Genomic DNA, 16,314 nt, shown 5'->3' with positions numbered 1-16,314 from the left:
TCATCCATTCAAATTCTTTAAAAAGTTACTTGGTATGCCAAAAAACAATTAATTAGTGTGTTGTATTAACTGATCTTCAGCTAAATGCTCGTCTAAGTTTATTTCTAATGGCACTTGTATAGATATAGTTGCACCACCATTTTCGTTGTTACGTGCAGTGATTTCACCTTGGTGTAAAGATACAAACTCTCTACACAATGCAAGGCCTAACCCTGTGCCACCAGCACCACTATTTGTTTTACTGCTTTGCACAAACTTAGTAAAAATATGCTCCAACTCATCTTCTGGTATACCGACCCCATTATCGGTAACCTCTATAGTAGCAAGCTTATTATCTGACTCTAAATTTACCCGTATTTTACTTTTAGGTTCGCTAAATTTAAGTGCGTTACCTAGTACGTTTCGAAGTAACTGGTTTATTTGCTCTTCATCACATTGTGCAATTACAGGTAATGGCTGTGCGGTAAATATAATCTCAATTTCTTTTTCCATTGCCGTACCAGACACATCATCAATACTTGTTTTAATAATATTCGCTAAATTATAGGGACGAGGGTTAAATGGAAACTTGCCTACATCTAGCTTAGATAGGTCGAGTAAATTATTTAGTAACGACAGTAAACGCTCACCACTACTCTCTATTCGCGATAAATACTTAATGAGTTTTTCTTTTGCAAAATCTCCAGCTTCTAATTTACTTAAACCAAAACGAGAAAAGCTTAAAATAGAGTGCATAGGTGTTCGAAGTTCATGCGACATGTTTGCTAAAAATTCTGATTTACTTAAGTTTGCAGCCTCAGCCACATTTTTAGCATGCTCGAGTTGTGAAGTACGTGCTCTTACTTGCTCTTCAAGAACATCTTTTGCTTCAAGTAATAAATCCTCTTTTTGCTTAAGATGGGTTACATTTTTAAATATGACCGCAAGTGCTATTTCGCCATGGTGATCTATCTCATTAAAAGAGCCAACTAAGGGTATATAACCTCCTGCTGTTTTAGATAAACGTAAATCGCAGCTAAATTGTCGATTACTATTTAATGTCGAAATCTTATCTTTAATACCTAAAATTGAATCATCATCTAAAAAATCAAATACTGATTTACCTTCGAGTTCATTAAACGGTAAGTTAAATAGTCTCAAGCAAGCATCATTAGCTTCTATCACTCTACCGCACTTTTCAAATAACATAATTGCATCGGGCGTATGTTTATAAATAACCTGAAGTAGGCTGTCTTTTTCAATTAGGGCATCAACCGTATCTTGTAGCCTTTCTACAAGCTCTGCGTTATGACGTTTTAATAACTCTGTTTGCCATAATTTATGTATTGATTGTAATAGTGAGCTATCGTTTAAAGGTTTAATAAGTACGTCTTCTACACCTTGACGAATTGCGTCGATCATTGAAACTTGATCAGGGCGTGAGGTAAATAACAAACAACGACAATGCGGTTGAGTTACTTTTAAATTTGAAAAAATTCCTAAACCTGTTCCGTCATCTAAAATAAAATCGCTTATCAGTATATCTATTTGCTTTTCTTTACTAATTTCTAAAGCTTCTGCGGAGGTTGTTGCAGTATGAGTCTCGATATGAGCACCGATTAAGCTATTTTTCATTTTTTCGAGACGTTCAGGAACATGGTCGACGAGTAAAATAGTAGGTAATTGCAAAATATGGTTAGAGCCTAATTCTAATAGGCTCTCTAAAAGAGAAGTAATTTCTTTATTAGAAAAAAATGGGTAGACCACGGTTGCGTCAGGCGCAATATGATTTAGCTCGCTAAACGCAGTTAGTTGTTCACCGCTTTGTGCTTTTGGCGCAAGCAGCATAAAGCGCTCTTGCGCTACTTCGCTTACAAGCGGTTTTATAGAATCAACAGGCACACCATGGGCAACAACAACTAAGTCGTAATCGCCTATATTGGTATACATGTCTAGCATGCTGAAATGAATTAATTCGACCTCACACCCTATTAATTCTAAAAGCACTTTCACACGCATCGCGATGACACTACTACTATCAATAATTAATATTTTTCGAATCATCAAGCCACACTTCAAATTAATAAACTTAATATCCTAATAGCGTAGTCTATTTTTATTTAATTGGCATAAAGCCCTATCGTTATTTTGTAAAAAAATATTACAAGCTTTCAAAAAACAGTTTATTTAAGATGCTTTCCAAAAATAGTCAGGCTGTAGGGCTTGTTATCCATTATGGCAACGCTTGGTAACTCGCCCCATATTTCAAAATCAAAATGCTTAAATAATTTAACACTGGGTAAATTATGACTAAAAATAAAACCAAGCAATACTTTAATATTTAATTGCTTAGCTTGTGTTTGAGCAAATATCATTAGCTTTTTACCAAGCCCTCTACCTTGTGCTTTACGGGTAATGTAAATGCTCATCTCTACTGTGCCATCGTAAGCAGGACGCCCATAAAACGATTTATAACTTACCCAAGCAAGTACTTGGTTATTTTCGCAGTAAACATAAATAGGCCTTTTATCGTTATGGCTATTAAACCAGTCACGCTTTTCGTCAACAGTAACTTCTTCGGTATCTGCAGTTACCATTCGCCCTGCAATGGTTTCGTTATAAATGGCTACAATTTCATTAAGATCATCAATAGTTGCTAAACGGGTTGTCATAGGTCATTCAAAGGTTGATCAATTTGTTTCATATTAGCGTATGATTATCCAATCAAACAATTGAAAAGTTTAGGTAATGTAATGCTAAAAAAAATTATAATAGGATTAATGGCTTTATTTATTAATGCCCCACTCCACGCTGAAACATCATCAACTATTAACCAAACCTCTACCCAAGACTGTCAAGATTTTACCAATGTCGATGTTCGAAAGCTTCGCTCAAAAGAATCTATTAATTTATGCCAATTTAAAAATAAGCCTTTATTAATAGTAAACACGGCAAGCAACTGTGGTTTTACACCCCAATTTAAAGGCCTTGAAGCGCTATATCAACGATACAAAGAACAAGGTTTAGTCGTATTAGGGTTCCCTTCTGATGATTTTTTTCAAGAAGAGGATAGTGAAAAAGAAACTGCAAAAGTATGCTTTGTAAATTATGGTGTAACCTTTCCTATGTTTGCTACAAGCGAAGTGCGTGGTAGTAAAGCGAACCCAATTTTTAAATATTTGAATGAGCAAACTAGCTCTCCAAATTGGAACTTTTATAAGTATTTAGTGTCTGCTGATCGTGAGACGGTTTTACGGTTTAACAGCAAAGCAGCACCTGATTCAGAACAAATGATTGCTGCAATTGAAACTGTGCTTTCTGATAAATAAGTTTATACTGGTACAATTAGTTGAAACTAACTAGAATGATATTTTAATTCGGTTAAAAAAACACCACACTATACTCGGGAGATTTTATGACAGTAGCAAGCGCACGACATATACTTGTAGACAGTGAAGCACAATGCTTAGACTTAAAAACAAAAATTGAGCAAGGCGAAGACTTTGCTGAATTAGCCAAAGCGCATTCAAACTGCCCATCAGGTCAAGATGGCGGTGCTCTTGGTGAGTTTGGTCCTGGTATGATGGTTCCAGAGTTTGATAAAGTTGTGTTTTCAGCTCCAATTAACCAAGTACAAGGCCCTGTGCAAACTCAATTTGGTTATCATTTACTTGAAGTTACTAGCCGTTCAGAATAAATTTAACTGTATCGTAAGTAACGTTTTATAAAAGCCGCTTATGCGGCTTTTTTATGGAGTAATTATGCAATTAATTGGTTCTGTACCTTCACCTTACGTGCGCCGAATTAGAATTTGGGCACAACAAAACAACTGTAAACTAGAGCTTGTGAGTCTTGATATATTTTCTGAGCAAGATCGCCCTACTATTGCCAGTAAAAATCCAGCTCGAAAGATTCCTATTCTGGTAGATGGCGACTTAACACTTAGTGACTCTAATTCTATATTGCGCTATTTACTTGAAAAAACAGGTCAACCAAAACTAACGTGGCCGCAAGAGCACTTACTTACGACTATAAATGCCTGTAACGATTCGCTAGTAGAAATGTTGCTATGTGAACGCTCTGGATTTGACACCAAAAGCGATAAACTCTTTTTTAATTTGCAAAACGAACGAATTGAACAAACATTAAGCTTTTTAAATACCCATTTAAGCGATGAAGAATTTAAAAGCTGTGAATACCTCAACATCAGTTTATACTGCCTGCTTGATTGGATTTGCTTTCGTGAATTAACTGACTTTAGTCAGTATTCAGAGCTTGTTGCTTTTCATAAGCAATATGGCAAGCGTCAAGCAGCAATAGATACTAATCCTCGTCACTAATTTAAAAAGGTAAACACATGAGCGATATCGAAATTGAATCACAACTAGTTAACTTTGTAGAAAAAGTACGTGTTAGCGAAGTAATTTGGGCACTTGGTGCAGAAGATAATGGCTTTGTAGTGTGCGATTCTAACCAATTTGACGAAACTGACGTACTACTGCTTTGGGAAAGTGAAGAAGCAGCTAAAGCGCAATGTAAAGAAGAGTGGAAAGACTACAGCCCTGTAGAAATAAATCTTGATGAATTTTTAGATGCATGGGTTGAAGATTTAAATGAAGATAACGCACTTGTTGGCATTAACTGGAATGATGACCAAGTATGTACAGAGATTGAACCTACTGGTTTAGCTCGCGCATTAAGTGAATAATACTTTATACGCTTTATTTTAAGAGCGGATAAAACCCGACTAGCATCTACTGCTAGTTGGGTATAAAATAAAACACATCATTATTTTCAAGGTATTACGTTGAAAACCCATCTTGGTCGCCGGCCCTTTTCAGCCATGGAACTGCACACTCTTTATAATGGATATATATACGGTGATTTTAAAGTTGCACGTGAGCAACCAAAACACTGGCATTTTTGGCTTCCTCTAATTGCATACTACAGTGGTGCATATAGCGATGAAATTGGCTATCTAACGCTTGATGATCTGTCCCTTGAAAAAGATGTCTTATGTTTTAATTTTCATACTCACGGTAAGATAAAACCTCGCTTAGTTCCAGTGCATCAGGCACTTATAGATGCCGGGTTTAATGAATATTTAGCATTCATAAAATCACAAAATCAACAACGATTAATGTTCGACTTACCCGCTAAAACTGGCAGATACAGTGAAAAAGTCCGTATTTGGTTTTCAGGTGAAGGTGAGCGAGCCGGCTATTTACAAAAGTGTGATATACCAAACGTTGATCAACTCGGTATGAAAACAGCCATAAGCAGCCTTCGTCTTAACTTTGAGCAACAAGTGCGTATACATGCTCTGCAAGCCAACTCTAAAGACGCCTTTAATTATCTCATGGGATTTAACGAATACCCACATAATGAATTTAAGGACGTGCTTTTATTAAATAACGTGATCCAAAAAATACGTATTATTAACTCACACCTGCATTGGCAGCGTTTTATAACACGCGAAAGCCACTGACAAACTTTGTTACTATTTCCCCTTAAAGTCATCGTTATAATCAATTACTCTATTAAAAAAAACTGTTAGGATATCTAACCCCCTAATAATATGAGCATAAAAAAGCCTATTTAGGGTAGTTTCTAACAACAACAATCTAGGGATCACTATGTTTCTTAAAAGCCTCTTAACAGTGAGCGTTGCTTTGGCAATGGGTGCTGCAAACGCTAACGAATTCGTTATTGAAAAACTCGCAAAACCAAGTTCACAACAGGTATCGTTAACACTCGATCCGAGCCAAGATACATTCACAGGGATGACTGAGATTTCCCTAGAAGTACTAAAACCAACAAAATACATTGAATTAAATGGCGTAGCTTACGCTGTTAAAATGGCGCAACTGCTTGGCGACGAAAACTGTGACTTAAACAACGAAATGCTTAAAACAGGTAAAGTTAAATTTAGCTGTGATGAGCAAATTCAACCAGGTAAATACACCCTTAAAGTTGATTTTTCAGCGCCATATAACCGTCAAAGTGTTGGTTTATACAAAACGTTAGACCAAGGCACACCTTACTTATTTACTCAATTTGAAATGAGTGATGCACGCCGTGCATTTCCTGTTTTTGATGAGCCAAGTTACAAAATTCCATTTCAGTTAACGATTACCGCGCCTACATCACAAAAAGTATATTCAAATACGCCAGAACTAAAAACAACGGTTGATGGCGATATGACCACACACTTTTTTGATAAAACGCCGCCAATTCCTTCATACTTAGTCGCGATGGCTGTTGGCCCATTTGAAGAATTAGATATTAAAGGCATGCCAATTCCTGGTCGTGTAATTACCCCTCAAGGTAAAATTCACTTAGCCCAATACGCAAAAGAAAACATGCCAAAAGTACTGGGCGCACTTGAAGCGTATTTTGGTATTCCTTACGTTTACAAAAAATTAGACTCAGTAGCGGTACCAGAGTTTCCATTTGGCGCAATGGAAAACTCAGGCTTAGTAACCTACCGAGAAGATATTTTATTAGTTGATTTAGCTGCAGCAACACGCAGTAAAAAACAGCGTAATGTATCAATTATTGCTCATGAACTTGCTCACCAATGGTACGGTAATTTAGTAACCATGAAATGGTGGAACGACTTATGGTTAAACGAAGCATTTGCTAGCTGGATGGCTGCAAAAATTACTAAGCAGCTTAACCCTGAGTTTGAATCGCACTTAGACCTGCCACAAAACAACGTAATGGCACTTGATGCACGCCTAAGCACCAAGCCTATTCGTAAGCCAATTAAAACCGAAGCCGACATTATGGACGGTTTAGGTCTTGCTTACAGTAAAGGCAGCTCAGTACTTGCTATGGTTGAAAACTGGATTGGCGAAGATGCATTTCAAAAAGGTATTCAAAGCTACTTAAAAGAGTTTTCATATAAAAATGCTGAAGCGGCCGACTTATGGGAAGCACTTGGTAAAGCGTCAAATAAAGACGTAGCGAGTGTTTTAAAATCGTTTATTGAGCAATCTTCTTTCCCACTAGTTAAAGTAACTCAACAAGGTAGCAAAGTAACTATTTCACAAAGCCGCTTTGTAAACGCAGGCGTTGATGCGCCAGAGCAGTTATGGAATGTACCGGTGGCAATTAAATATGGTGCTGGCGATAAAGTGAAAACAGCAAACGTATTACTTAATAAACAAAGCCAAACACTAGATTTAGACTTTGAACCAGAGTGGATTTATCCCGACCAAGGTGCATTAGGCTACTACCGCTGGGTAATGGATGATGCACAATTTAGCGCACTTGTTAAAAAGGCGCCAAGCGTACTGAGTGACCGTGAACGCTTAGCGTTACTATCTGCTACTGATGCGCTACTTGATGCTGGTGTTATATCTGCTGCTAAGTTAATGCAAACACTTGAAGTGTTCGTAAGCGATAGCCACCCTCGCGTAGCAAATACCGCACTAGGTTACTTAGTGTCGCAACAGCGCACTTTTAAAGACGATAGCAATAAAGACCTATGGCCTGAATTTATTCGCGGTGCAGTAACGCCTGCTGCTAAAAAATATGGTTTAGAAGCAAAAGCGGGTGAAGATGGTGCTATTGCACAACTTCGTGCAGCCGTTGTATCACGCTTAGGTTTTGATGGTGAAGATCAAAACGTCATCAATAAAGCCAAAGAACAAACGCAGGTTTATTTAAATGATCCACAAAAGGTAGACCCATACTTAGCGGGTACGTACTTAACTCTTGCTGCTTTTCATGGTGACAAAGCGCTGCTTGATCAATTCATGACAACGTTTAAAACGACTAAAGATCCGCAAGTACGCACAAACATGCTTGCAGCTATGGGCTTTTTTGGTAAACCTGAGTTACAAAAAGCGGTATTAGCTTATAGCTTAACGGATGAAGTAACGGCATCTGACATGCGTACTATTTTGTCAGGTCAAAGTTACACAGATGAGCGCCAAGCATTATTTATTGATTGGGTTTACAGTAACTACGATAAAGTAACAGCAAGCTTACCGCCGTTCTTTATACCTAACTTGCCGTACTTTACAACTGCAAGCTGTGATGCAGAAAGTTTAGCGACAACAAAAACCTTCTTTAACGAAAAAGTAGCTGATGTAGCTGGTTACGCTCGCACATTAAGTAAGCTTGAAGAAAGCACAAACGATTGTATCGCGCTTAAAACACGTGAACTTGAATCGGTTAATAGCTTTTTAAAAAGTAAGTAATTATTAGGTTTATTGAGCTATAAAAATACAAAAGCCGCTGAAAATAAATTCAGCGGCTTTTTACGTTTATATTTTTGCTTTATTAATTACCAATAATCATAGTTAGCTTGGCTATAAAATCTTTGGCTGCTTGCTCAGAATTTATTTTAAACGCAACACCGTAGTGAATAGGTTGAGCGCTTTTAAAAATGCGCGTAGGAAAGCGTGTCATCTCACTGCTATGGAAGTACCCTTGCGCACGCGTCACGCCATCTATATCATTAAAATCATCGCTAAACACTTCAAATGCTGGGCGAATTACTATTTTACCCTTGCCGCTTTCGCTGTGGGTATAAAATGCTTCTTTAGAGTTTACTAACATGTACTCTGCAATATTTTTAATCTTAAAATTACTTCTGCACTGTAATTTAATGAGCTGTTCTGTCAGCTCGTCTGCACTATAAGCCACGTGTAATCCCTATTAGTTAATTTGCGTATTAGATTAACGCATACACACAATAAAATCTGAATTTATTTGTCTGCTTCACTTTGTTATATCACATACAAAAGCGAGTTTTTCATTGTTGTAACTCATTCTTGTTATATTTGTTTCGCAGTAGGTGCTTAAATTAAGCCATTGCGATACTTCATCACTTCCATCAAGTTTACGCTGATAAACGCGGTTTTTAATAGCATAAGCAATGGTCGCATTATCTTTTAAAATAAAATCTTGAACTTGAGCCGGTAACCTTAATAGGTCTTCAACTTGTTTATCTTGTGGATTAAAACTCGCTAAAATGTGTTGCTCGTTTTTAGTGTAACTAAATAAAAATGCAGCCATTAAGTTGTTATAAATAAGCGTTCGGCCAATATTACTGGCAGCTATTTCCCCCTTCGCTTGTGCAACAGAAGTATATTGAAGCGTGTGAGGCTTTCCTAAAATAAACATCACTAAATCATTTTGGACACCCCATGCATGGTATCCAACAGGTTCAATCCAATCAAAAATACGACGTGGCGCATCTTCATTTTTGAGTGGGTATTGCCACAATTTTTGCTTACCGTCAGCTTCTACAACAATCGCTGATATCGCATCACCACTTGGCATAACTGTTGGTGAGTATTCGCTTACGGGAGAGTTAGTTATATTGGTAACTTTTTTTGACGTGAAATCATAATAAGCAATATCAGTTTGGCTTTGCCCTTTATTAATTACTTCATGAGTAAAGTATAAACCTGTACTTGTTAAGTGCGGTTGGTTGTTATAACTATTTTTATCGCTCACAATACTAACTTGTACCCCGAAAGGTGTATTTAAATCAGCAAGTAATACTTGGCTTTTTGGCATGCTAGCCTGCACCACTATTGGGCTCAGCGCTGCTATAGAAAATAATCCAAGTAATGGTTTAATAAGTTTCATGCTTTCTCTCGTTTTAATTTTAAGCACCTCATGATAACGTTATTTGCTGATGGCGTCACTTGAGCTAAGTCAGTCAACTCTTAAGATACCCAAACGACTTAAAATAATGTTAAGTTTAGTCTGGTTATAAAACCTGGTCCTAAAAAAGAGAATTAACATGTCAGCTAAAAATCCTATTATTGCGATTACGGGTTCATCTGGTGCGGGTACAACCACCACAACGAATGCAATTAAACATATTTTCCGTAGCCTTAATATTCAAGCGGCTTTTGTCGAAGGAGATAGCTTTCATCGTTACACTCGCCCCGAAATGGATAAAAAAGTTCGAGAAGCACAACAAGAAGGTAAACATATTAGTTACTTTGGCAGAGAGGCCAATGACTTTGGCGCTTTAAAAACGCTGTTTGAAAACTATAGCGAAACAGGTCAAGGAAAGTTACGCCGCTACTTACATACCTTTGATGAAGCCGTTCCGTACAATCAATTACCAGGTACATTTACACCTTGGCAAGATCTTGACCATAATACTGACATTTTGTTTTATGAAGGGTTACACGGTGGTGTTGTTGATCAAGATGTAGACGTTGCAAAGCATGTCGATTTATTAATAGGCATGGTTCCAATTATTAACCTTGAATGGATTCAAAAATTAATACGCGATACATCCGAACGAGGCCATTCTCGCGAAGCGGTTATGGGCTCTATTGTGCGCAGTATGGATGACTATATAAATCATATTACCCCGCAGTTTTCTCGTACCCATATTAATTTTCAACGCGTGCCGACCGTTGATACATCAAACCCATTTAGCGCCAAAGATATTCCATCTCTTGATGAAAGCTTTGTAGTTATTCGCTTTAGGGGTATTGATGATGTTGATTTTCCTTATTATTTACGGATGATCGAAGGCAGTTTTATGTCTCGTATTAATACGCTTGTAGTACCAGGGGGCAAAATGGGCTTAGCTATGGAGCTGGTTCTTACTCCACTTATTAAAGATATTATTTTGAAAAAGCGTGCACTGGAAAACTTAGCACCTTTGGATATACCTATTTAACTCCTCTTCTAAGATTGAGCTCTCTCACGTACACTGCTGATTTTAGTAACAATAAGGGACATTGTGTTGTACTCATTAAAAATTATTGTGGGTTCTAAAAACCCTGTAAAAATTAACGCGGCTAAACATATTTTTGCAATGTATTTCCCTGAACATGAAATTGATTGCCAAGGTGTTGATGCCCTATCCAATGTGCCAGATCAACCTATTGGCGAAGAAGAAACACGTGTTGGCGCACAAAACCGTGTTAATTATTGCAAAGAGCATTACCAAGCTCACTACTACGTGGCAATGGAAGGCGGTGCAGAGCAATTTAGCTATGGTGCAGCAACGTTTGCTTACGTAGTTATTGATAATGCCTTAAATCAGGTTGTAGGGCGCAGCAGCAACCTCCCCTTGCCTCAAGTGCTTTATAACGCATTACTTAACGGCGAAGAGCTTGGCGATGTAATGGACAAAGCATTTAATACCACCAACGTTAAACAAAAAGGGGGCGCTATTGGGTTACTTACAAACAATCACGCCACGCGCGAAAGCACCTATACACAAGCACTCACTTTAGCTATGGCGCCCTTTCTACACGTAGATCTCTACAGCCAAACAAATTAATTTAGGAAGTTTAATGAAATACAACTATGTATTGTTTGATGCAGACGAAACCTTATTTAGGTTTGATATTTTAGCGGGCATGACTCGCATGTTTAAAGCTTACAACGTAGATTTTAGCCAAGACGACTATATTCATTATCAAAAAACCAATAAGCAGCTGTGGGTTGATTATCAAAATGGCACTATTAGCGCAGATTACTTACAAGTAACACGCTTTAATGAATGGGCTTCAAAACTCAATGTGCCCGCAAAAGAGCTAAACGATGCTTTTTTAGATGCTATGGCGCAAATTTGCGAGCCATTACCTGGTGCTATTGAGCTTTTAAATAAACTTAAGCCAAATGCTCGATTAGGTATTATTACTAACGGATTTGCCCGCTTACAAACCGTACGCCTTGAGCATACTGGCTTAAAAGATATGTTTGAATGGTTAGTAATATCTGAACTTGTGGGTATAGCAAAACCAAATAAAGCGATTTTTGAGCACACATTTGAGCTAATGGGTAACCCAGATAAAAGCGAGATACTTATGGTGGGTGATACTGCTGCAAGTGACATACTTGGCGGCAACAATGCAGGTATTGATACTTGCTGGTTACAACACCCTGGTGAGCAATTAGCCGATGGAATAAAACCAACCTATACAGTAACTCATTTAAATCAGTTACAAGCTCTTTTAGAGTTATAATAGAGTAAATTTTACGCAAAAAAAATGACGCTAATTAGCGTCATTTTTTATAACTGTTTGTGAGCTGTTCTTTTACTGCTTTTAGGCTGGAGCTAACTCAAGACCGGGTGCAGGCATCGTCACAGGCGTTTCAAATGTTGCCCACTCCCATGCTGACTCTGTAGCCATAATTTTACGTAGTAATTTATTATTTAAATCATGACCCGATTTAAATGCAGTTACTTTACCCAAAAGGTTATGACCTGTCATAAACATGTCACCAACACAGTCTAATATCTTGTGCTTAACAAACTCATCGCTATAACGTAAGCCATTAGGATTTAAAACTTTGAATTCATCAAGTACCACAGCACTATCCATGCTACCACCTAGCGCTAGGTTGTTTGCATGCATGTATTCAATATCTTTCATAAATCCAAAAGTACGCGCACGGCTAATTTCTTCAATAAAGCTTTGCGTTGTTATATCCAACCCAATACGTTGGCGACTTTCATTGATAGCTGGGTGGTTAAATGCAATCTCAAAGTCGATATGAAAACCATCATATGGTTCAACTTCAGCCCACTTACCATCTTCTTCAATGCGTACTTTTTCTTTAATACGGATAAAGCGTTTAGCAACGTTTTGTTCTTCAATTCCGCCTTTTTGTAACAGATATATGAATGGTAATGCACTACCATCCATAATCGGCACTTCTGAGCTGTCCAATTCTACAATTAGATTATCAATGCCCATTGCAGCAACAGCTGCAATAAGATGCTCAGTAGTTGATAAGCGAACACCATCTTTGTTAATTAAACAGGTACACAACTGCGTATCACCAACGGCTTCAGGTGTTGTTTCAAAATCAACAACCGGATCAAGGTCGACACGACGAAATACAATCCCAGTATTTGCGCTCGCAGGTCGGAGAGTTATTGTGACCTTCTCACCTTTATGAAGTCCAATTCCTATGGCTTTGACTACTTGTGCAATCGTACGCTGTTTAATCATAGGTATGCTCACTTTTAAATCAGTTACAGTTAGACGGCGGATTTTAACATAAATCCTTTTGCCTTTCAATATTTGTACATATTTCAAACAAAAGTATTATTAAATGTTAATCTGCCTGCTTACGTAAAAAAGCGGGAATATCAAAATAATCACCACCTTCTGATTTATCTGCTTTTTTACTATTTTGCGCTGAAGAACTTGAACTCGTTGAAGGCGCTTTTTCTTTGCTTTGCGCTTGCTCTTTAGTCGTATTTTCTTCAGCGTTTGTATCTTGGCTTGCAAAACTTGGTACGTACATGCTGCTCGTTTGGTTTGATGTGCTTGCAACATCAGAACCTGATGCTTTTTTAAAGCCGTTATCAACAATACCAAACTGTGGACGACGATCGCCGCCTAAACCAGTTGCAACAACCGTTACACGTAGCTCATCAGTCATTTCTGGATCGATTACCGCACCAACAACAACCGTTGCGTTTTCTGACGCAAGTGCTTTAACGTGATTACCAACAATTTCAAATTCTTCAATCGCAATGTCCATACCAGCGGTAATATTAACTAAGATACCTTTAGCACCTGTTAAATCAACGTCTTCTAGTAGTGGGCTTGAGATAGCTGCTTCTGCAGCTTCTTGTGCACGATCAGGACCTGACGCAGACGCCGTTCCCATCATTGCAGTACCCATTGCAGACATTACTGTTCTAACATCGGCGAAATCCACGTTAATTAAACCAGAACGTGTAATTAGCTCTGCTATACCTTGTACCGCACCAAATAATACGTCATTAGCTTTAGCGAAGGCATCTAGAAGTGTAGTCCCTTTCCCTAAAACTTTAAGCAATTTATTGTTAGGAATTGTAATAAGTGAATCTACAATTTCTGACAATTCATTAATGCCTTGTTCAGCGGCTGCTGCACGTTTTTTACCTTCAAAATCAAAAGGACGTGTTACAACTGCAACGGTTAAAATACCGAGTTCTTTAGCAATTTTAGCAACTACCGGTGCAGCACCAGTACCTGTACCACCGCCCATACCGGCTGCAATAAATACCATATCGGCGCCTTCAAGGCTGGCACGAATTGTATCTGCATCTTCTTCAGCCGACTTACGGCCTACTTCAGGGTTTGCGCCCGCACCCAACCCAGAGGTTATTTGCGTGCCTAGCTGAACTGTAATATCGGCTGCAGAGTTACGTAATGCTTGCGCATCAGTATTAGCGGCTATAAAACGCACGCCTTCTATTTGTTGTTTTACCATGTGCTCAACAGCGTTACCGCCACCACCGCCCACGCCGATTACTTTTATTACAGCTTCTTCGCTGTGTTGTTCCATTATATCAAACATGTTTACTCTCCGACTTGAGTCTTAAAACTCGCCTTGGAACCATTTAGTAATGCGGTTCCACCAATTATTGTTATCCTCTGCTTTCGACTTTTGTGCATTCATCGATTGCATGGTACGCCCGTATTGTAACAAACCAACAGCGGTTGCGTACGAAGGATCATCTACATAGTCTGTCAAACCAACCATCCCGATTGGTTTGCCTATTCTTACTGGCATTTGGAAGATGTCTTCTGCCACTTCCATCGCGCCAGTCATTTTAGCAGTTCCGCCTGTAATAACGAGACCTGCCGCAATTTGGTCTTCTAAGCCTGAACGACGAATTTCTTCCATCGCAAGCTCAAATAATTCTCTAAAACGAGGCTCTACCACCTCAGATAATGTATGGCGCGACATTAACCTTGCTGGTCGTCCGCCTACACTTGGTACTTCAATTGTGTCTTCGCTACTGGCCATTTGGCTACTAGCACATGCGTATTGTACTTTGAGTGACTCGGCATGTGATATAGGTGTGCGAAATATTTTTGCAATATCACCAGTAACTTGGTTACCCGCCACTGGAATAACCGCAGAGTGACGAAGTGCACCATTAATATAAATGGTGATATCCATAGTGCCGCCACCAATATCAAGTACTGCAACACCTAGCTCTTTTTCGTCATCTGTTAGTACAGAATAACATGACGCTAATGCAGTAAAGATAAGCTGATCGACTTCAAGACCACAACGCTCCACACATTTCTCGATATTTTTTGCCATATCGTTTGAGCACGTAATGATATGTGCACGCGCTTCCATACGAACGCCGCTCATGCCTAGTGGGTTTTTAATGCCCTCTTGCATATCAATGCTGTATTCTTGTGGCAATGCATGTAGCATTTTACGCTCTGCTGAAATAGGCACAGAACGCGCAATATGTATTACGTTTTCAATGTCTTCGTCAGTGACTTCGGTGTTATTGATTGCCACCACGCCACTTTCGTTTTGACACTGTATATGTTTGCCAGAAATACCCAAATACACAGAGCTTATACGACAATCAGCCATTAACTCGGCTTCGTCTATTGCTCGTCGAATAGACTCAGACACTAAGTTTAAATCGTTAACGCCGCCTTTATCCATACCATGAGATACTTGGCTGCCCACACCAACAATGCTGAGCTTGTTATCTGCGGTGATTTCACCTACCGTGGCAACCACTTTCGAGGTGCCAACGTCTAATCCTATTACTAGGTTTCTTTCTGCTGACTTAGTCATGCCTTACTCTTATTTTGTAATTGTTCTTCTTGCATTGGCTTAAAGCTTACTGCAAGGCCGGTATCATACCGTAAATCGATTGTATCTACTTGTGCATCTGCACGTTGTTCCATTCGTGGATAAACGTCTATAAAACGTTGTACACGCTTGGCTTTATCTTTACGCCCTAAATTTAAGCGAATTCCGTTATCTAGCCAAAGTTGCCACGAAAAACGCTCCGATAATGCCAAACTTGTTAATGTTAAACCATTAACTCTGAGCATTTCATCAAATTGCTTAAAAGCAACCCACGCCTCTTCTTCGCTACCTTCTGGGCCATATAACTGCGGTAAGTTATCATCTAACTTATCGCTGCTGGCTTGAAATGCTTGGCCACTTTGGTTGAGCAACAAGTCGCTATTCCAGTGAGCAACTACTTCATGTTCAACTACATACACCTGTATAGTATCAGGCCATTGTTTACGTACCGAAGCGGTAGCAACCCAAGGTAAATCTTGAACTAACTGCTGCACGTGCTTAACATCAAGTTCAAAAAAACTACTTAAATCGGCTTTTTTAATTGCTTTTATAATTGCCGTTTCATCTGTGTATTTGGGATGCCCTTGCACTGTAAGGTGCTTAATTTGAGCATCTTTATTTTCAACTAACCAATCAGATACACCTGTGGTTATTTGTACTAAGCCTATAACCACAACCAGAAAAAAACTCACTCCAAAAATCAGCGACCAATTAAAGTTAAGTTGCTGTTTTAGTTGTTGAGCTTTTTCTAAAAGGGGATGCATA

At 38.6% G+C, this 16,314-nt stretch carries 17 protein-coding genes; 9 read left to right on the top strand and 8 right to left on the bottom strand.

The genetic code is table 11. From position 1 onward, the window contains the following. Nucleotides 1-48: 48 nt before the first annotated feature. Both H5161_RS14515 and H5161_RS14510 read right to left on the bottom strand, forming a co-directional pair. Complete coding sequence (locus H5161_RS14515; RefSeq protein ID WP_182711443.1) at nt 49-2,043, bottom strand: ATP-binding protein; 1,995 nt, start codon at nt 2,041-2,043, stop codon at nt 49-51. Nucleotides 2,044-2,162: 119 nt separating this feature from the next. Continuing rightward, a complete protein-coding gene (locus tag H5161_RS14510; protein WP_182769552.1) occupies nt 2,163-2,651 on the bottom strand; it encodes a GNAT family N-acetyltransferase in 489 nt (162 codons plus the stop codon). A gap of 81 nt (nt 2,652-2,732) precedes the next feature. Here H5161_RS14510 and H5161_RS14505 point away from each other — a divergent pair, with 81 nt between their 5' ends. The 6 genes from H5161_RS14505 to H5161_RS14480 all read left to right on the top strand — a co-directional run bounded on the left by H5161_RS14505 (nt 2,733) and on the right by H5161_RS14480 (nt 8,189). Then, nucleotides 2,733-3,308, top strand: coding sequence for a glutathione peroxidase (locus H5161_RS14505; protein ID WP_182694709.1), 576 nt, complete (start codon nt 2,733-2,735; stop codon nt 3,306-3,308). Nucleotides 3,309-3,394: 86 nt separating this feature from the next. After that, complete coding sequence (locus tag H5161_RS14500) at nt 3,395-3,676, top strand: peptidylprolyl isomerase (protein ID WP_002958009.1); 282 nt, start codon at nt 3,395-3,397, stop codon at nt 3,674-3,676. Between the two features lie 64 nt (nt 3,677-3,740). Next, entirely contained in the window at nt 3,741-4,319 is a 579-nt protein-coding gene (locus H5161_RS14495) for a glutathione S-transferase family protein (RefSeq protein WP_182769551.1), read from the top strand. A 17-nt stretch (nt 4,320-4,336) separates the two neighbouring features. Continuing rightward, the gene (locus H5161_RS14490; protein ID WP_002958007.1) at nt 4,337-4,687 is read left to right on the top strand and encodes a DUF2750 domain-containing protein; all 351 of its coding nucleotides are present in this window, start codon (nt 4,337-4,339) and stop codon (nt 4,685-4,687) included. A gap of 99 nt (nt 4,688-4,786) precedes the next feature. Next, nucleotides 4,787-5,467, top strand: coding sequence for a hypothetical protein (locus H5161_RS14485; protein ID WP_138488564.1), 681 nt, complete (start codon nt 4,787-4,789; stop codon nt 5,465-5,467). A gap of 148 nt (nt 5,468-5,615) precedes the next feature. Beyond that, complete coding sequence (locus H5161_RS14480; RefSeq protein ID WP_058154160.1) at nt 5,616-8,189, top strand: M1 family metallopeptidase; 2,574 nt, start codon at nt 5,616-5,618, stop codon at nt 8,187-8,189. Between the two features lie 82 nt (nt 8,190-8,271). Here H5161_RS14480 and H5161_RS14475 read toward each other — a convergent pair whose 3' ends face one another. After that, nucleotides 8,272-8,637, bottom strand: a complete 366-nt coding sequence (locus tag H5161_RS14475; protein ID WP_007376965.1) for a hypothetical protein — start codon at nt 8,635-8,637, stop codon at nt 8,272-8,274. 75 nt (nt 8,638-8,712) lie between these two features. Next, the gene (locus H5161_RS14470; protein ID WP_182732803.1) at nt 8,713-9,588 is read right to left on the bottom strand and encodes a hypothetical protein; all 876 of its coding nucleotides are present in this window, start codon (nt 9,586-9,588) and stop codon (nt 8,713-8,715) included. Nucleotides 9,589-9,745: 157 nt separating this feature from the next. Between H5161_RS14470 and H5161_RS14465 the strand changes: the two genes are divergently transcribed. The 3 genes from H5161_RS14465 to yjjG all read left to right on the top strand — a co-directional run bounded on the left by H5161_RS14465 (nt 9,746) and on the right by yjjG (nt 11,942). Further along, a complete protein-coding gene (locus H5161_RS14465; protein ID WP_002958002.1) occupies nt 9,746-10,645 on the top strand; it encodes a phosphoribulokinase in 900 nt (299 codons plus the stop codon). A 63-nt stretch (nt 10,646-10,708) separates the two neighbouring features. Next, nucleotides 10,709-11,254 carry an inosine/xanthosine triphosphatase gene (gene yjjX, locus H5161_RS14460; protein WP_096040826.1) on the top strand — a complete coding sequence of 182 codons (546 nt, stop codon included), beginning with the start codon at nt 10,709-10,711 and terminating at the stop codon, nt 11,252-11,254. A gap of 13 nt (nt 11,255-11,267) precedes the next feature. Beyond that, the gene (gene yjjG, locus H5161_RS14455) at nt 11,268-11,942 is read left to right on the top strand and encodes a pyrimidine 5'-nucleotidase (protein WP_182711439.1); all 675 of its coding nucleotides are present in this window, start codon (nt 11,268-11,270) and stop codon (nt 11,940-11,942) included. An 81-nt stretch (nt 11,943-12,023) separates the two neighbouring features. Here yjjG and lpxC read toward each other — a convergent pair whose 3' ends face one another. From lpxC to H5161_RS14435, 4 genes are all read right to left on the bottom strand, one after another. Beyond that, on the bottom strand, nt 12,024-12,935 hold the full coding sequence (gene lpxC / locus H5161_RS14450; protein WP_002957999.1) for a UDP-3-O-acyl-N-acetylglucosamine deacetylase: 912 nt from the start codon (nt 12,933-12,935) through the stop codon (nt 12,024-12,026). Between the two features lie 106 nt (nt 12,936-13,041). Further along, a complete protein-coding gene (gene ftsZ, locus H5161_RS14445) occupies nt 13,042-14,277 on the bottom strand; it encodes a cell division protein FtsZ (RefSeq protein ID WP_154903867.1) in 1,236 nt (411 codons plus the stop codon). Nucleotides 14,278-14,298: 21 nt separating this feature from the next. Then, nucleotides 14,299-15,531 (bottom strand): cell division protein FtsA, encoded by a 1,233-nt coding sequence (ftsA, locus tag H5161_RS14440; protein WP_007582937.1) that lies wholly within the window; start codon nt 15,529-15,531, stop codon nt 14,299-14,301. Beyond that, nucleotides 15,528-16,313: a cell division protein FtsQ/DivIB gene (locus H5161_RS14435; RefSeq protein ID WP_002957996.1), complete on the bottom strand. Its 786-nt coding sequence runs from the start codon at nt 16,311-16,313 to the stop codon at nt 15,528-15,530. The genes ftsA and H5161_RS14435 overlap by 4 nt, the downstream gene beginning before the upstream one ends. Between the last annotated feature and the right edge of the window lies 1 nt (nt 16,314).

Origin of the sequence: Pseudoalteromonas sp. SG43-5 (assembly GCF_014164345.1) — a bacterium.
GTDB lineage: Bacteria > Pseudomonadota > Gammaproteobacteria > Enterobacterales > Alteromonadaceae > Pseudoalteromonas > Pseudoalteromonas distincta.
The sequence above is the reverse complement of the archived record's forward strand: the minus strand, read 5'-3'. Positions and strand labels throughout refer to the sequence as shown.

Excerpts from the sequence above, each read along its gene's own strand:
- H5161_RS14515 (WP_182711443.1), bottom strand. The coding sequence starts at position 2,043 with ATGATTCGAAAAATATTAATTATTGATAGTAGTAGTGTCATCGCGATG.
- H5161_RS14510 (WP_182769552.1), bottom strand. The coding sequence starts at position 2,651 with ATGACAACCCGTTTAGCAACTATTGATGATCTTAATGAAATTGTAGCC.
- H5161_RS14505 (WP_182694709.1), top strand. The coding sequence starts at position 2,733 with ATGCTAAAAAAAATTATAATAGGATTAATGGCTTTATTTATTAATGCC.
- H5161_RS14500 (WP_002958009.1), top strand. The coding sequence starts at position 3,395 with ATGACAGTAGCAAGCGCACGACATATACTTGTAGACAGTGAAGCACAA.
- H5161_RS14495 (WP_182769551.1), top strand. The coding sequence starts at position 3,741 with ATGCAATTAATTGGTTCTGTACCTTCACCTTACGTGCGCCGAATTAGA.
- H5161_RS14490 (WP_002958007.1), top strand. The coding sequence starts at position 4,337 with ATGAGCGATATCGAAATTGAATCACAACTAGTTAACTTTGTAGAAAAA.
- H5161_RS14480 (WP_058154160.1), top strand. The coding sequence starts at position 5,616 with ATGTTTCTTAAAAGCCTCTTAACAGTGAGCGTTGCTTTGGCAATGGGT.
- H5161_RS14470 (WP_182732803.1), bottom strand. The coding sequence starts at position 9,588 with ATGAAACTTATTAAACCATTACTTGGATTATTTTCTATAGCAGCGCTG.
- H5161_RS14465 (WP_002958002.1), top strand. The coding sequence starts at position 9,746 with ATGTCAGCTAAAAATCCTATTATTGCGATTACGGGTTCATCTGGTGCG.
- yjjG (WP_182711439.1), top strand. The coding sequence starts at position 11,268 with ATGAAATACAACTATGTATTGTTTGATGCAGACGAAACCTTATTTAGG.
- lpxC (WP_002957999.1), bottom strand. The coding sequence starts at position 12,935 with ATGATTAAACAGCGTACGATTGCACAAGTAGTCAAAGCCATAGGAATT.
- ftsZ (WP_154903867.1), bottom strand. The coding sequence starts at position 14,277 with ATGTTTGATATAATGGAACAACACAGCGAAGAAGCTGTAATAAAAGTA.
- ftsA (WP_007582937.1), bottom strand. The coding sequence starts at position 15,531 with ATGACTAAGTCAGCAGAAAGAAACCTAGTAATAGGATTAGACGTTGGC.
- H5161_RS14435 (WP_002957996.1), bottom strand. The coding sequence starts at position 16,313 with ATGCATCCCCTTTTAGAAAAAGCTCAACAACTAAAACAGCAACTTAAC.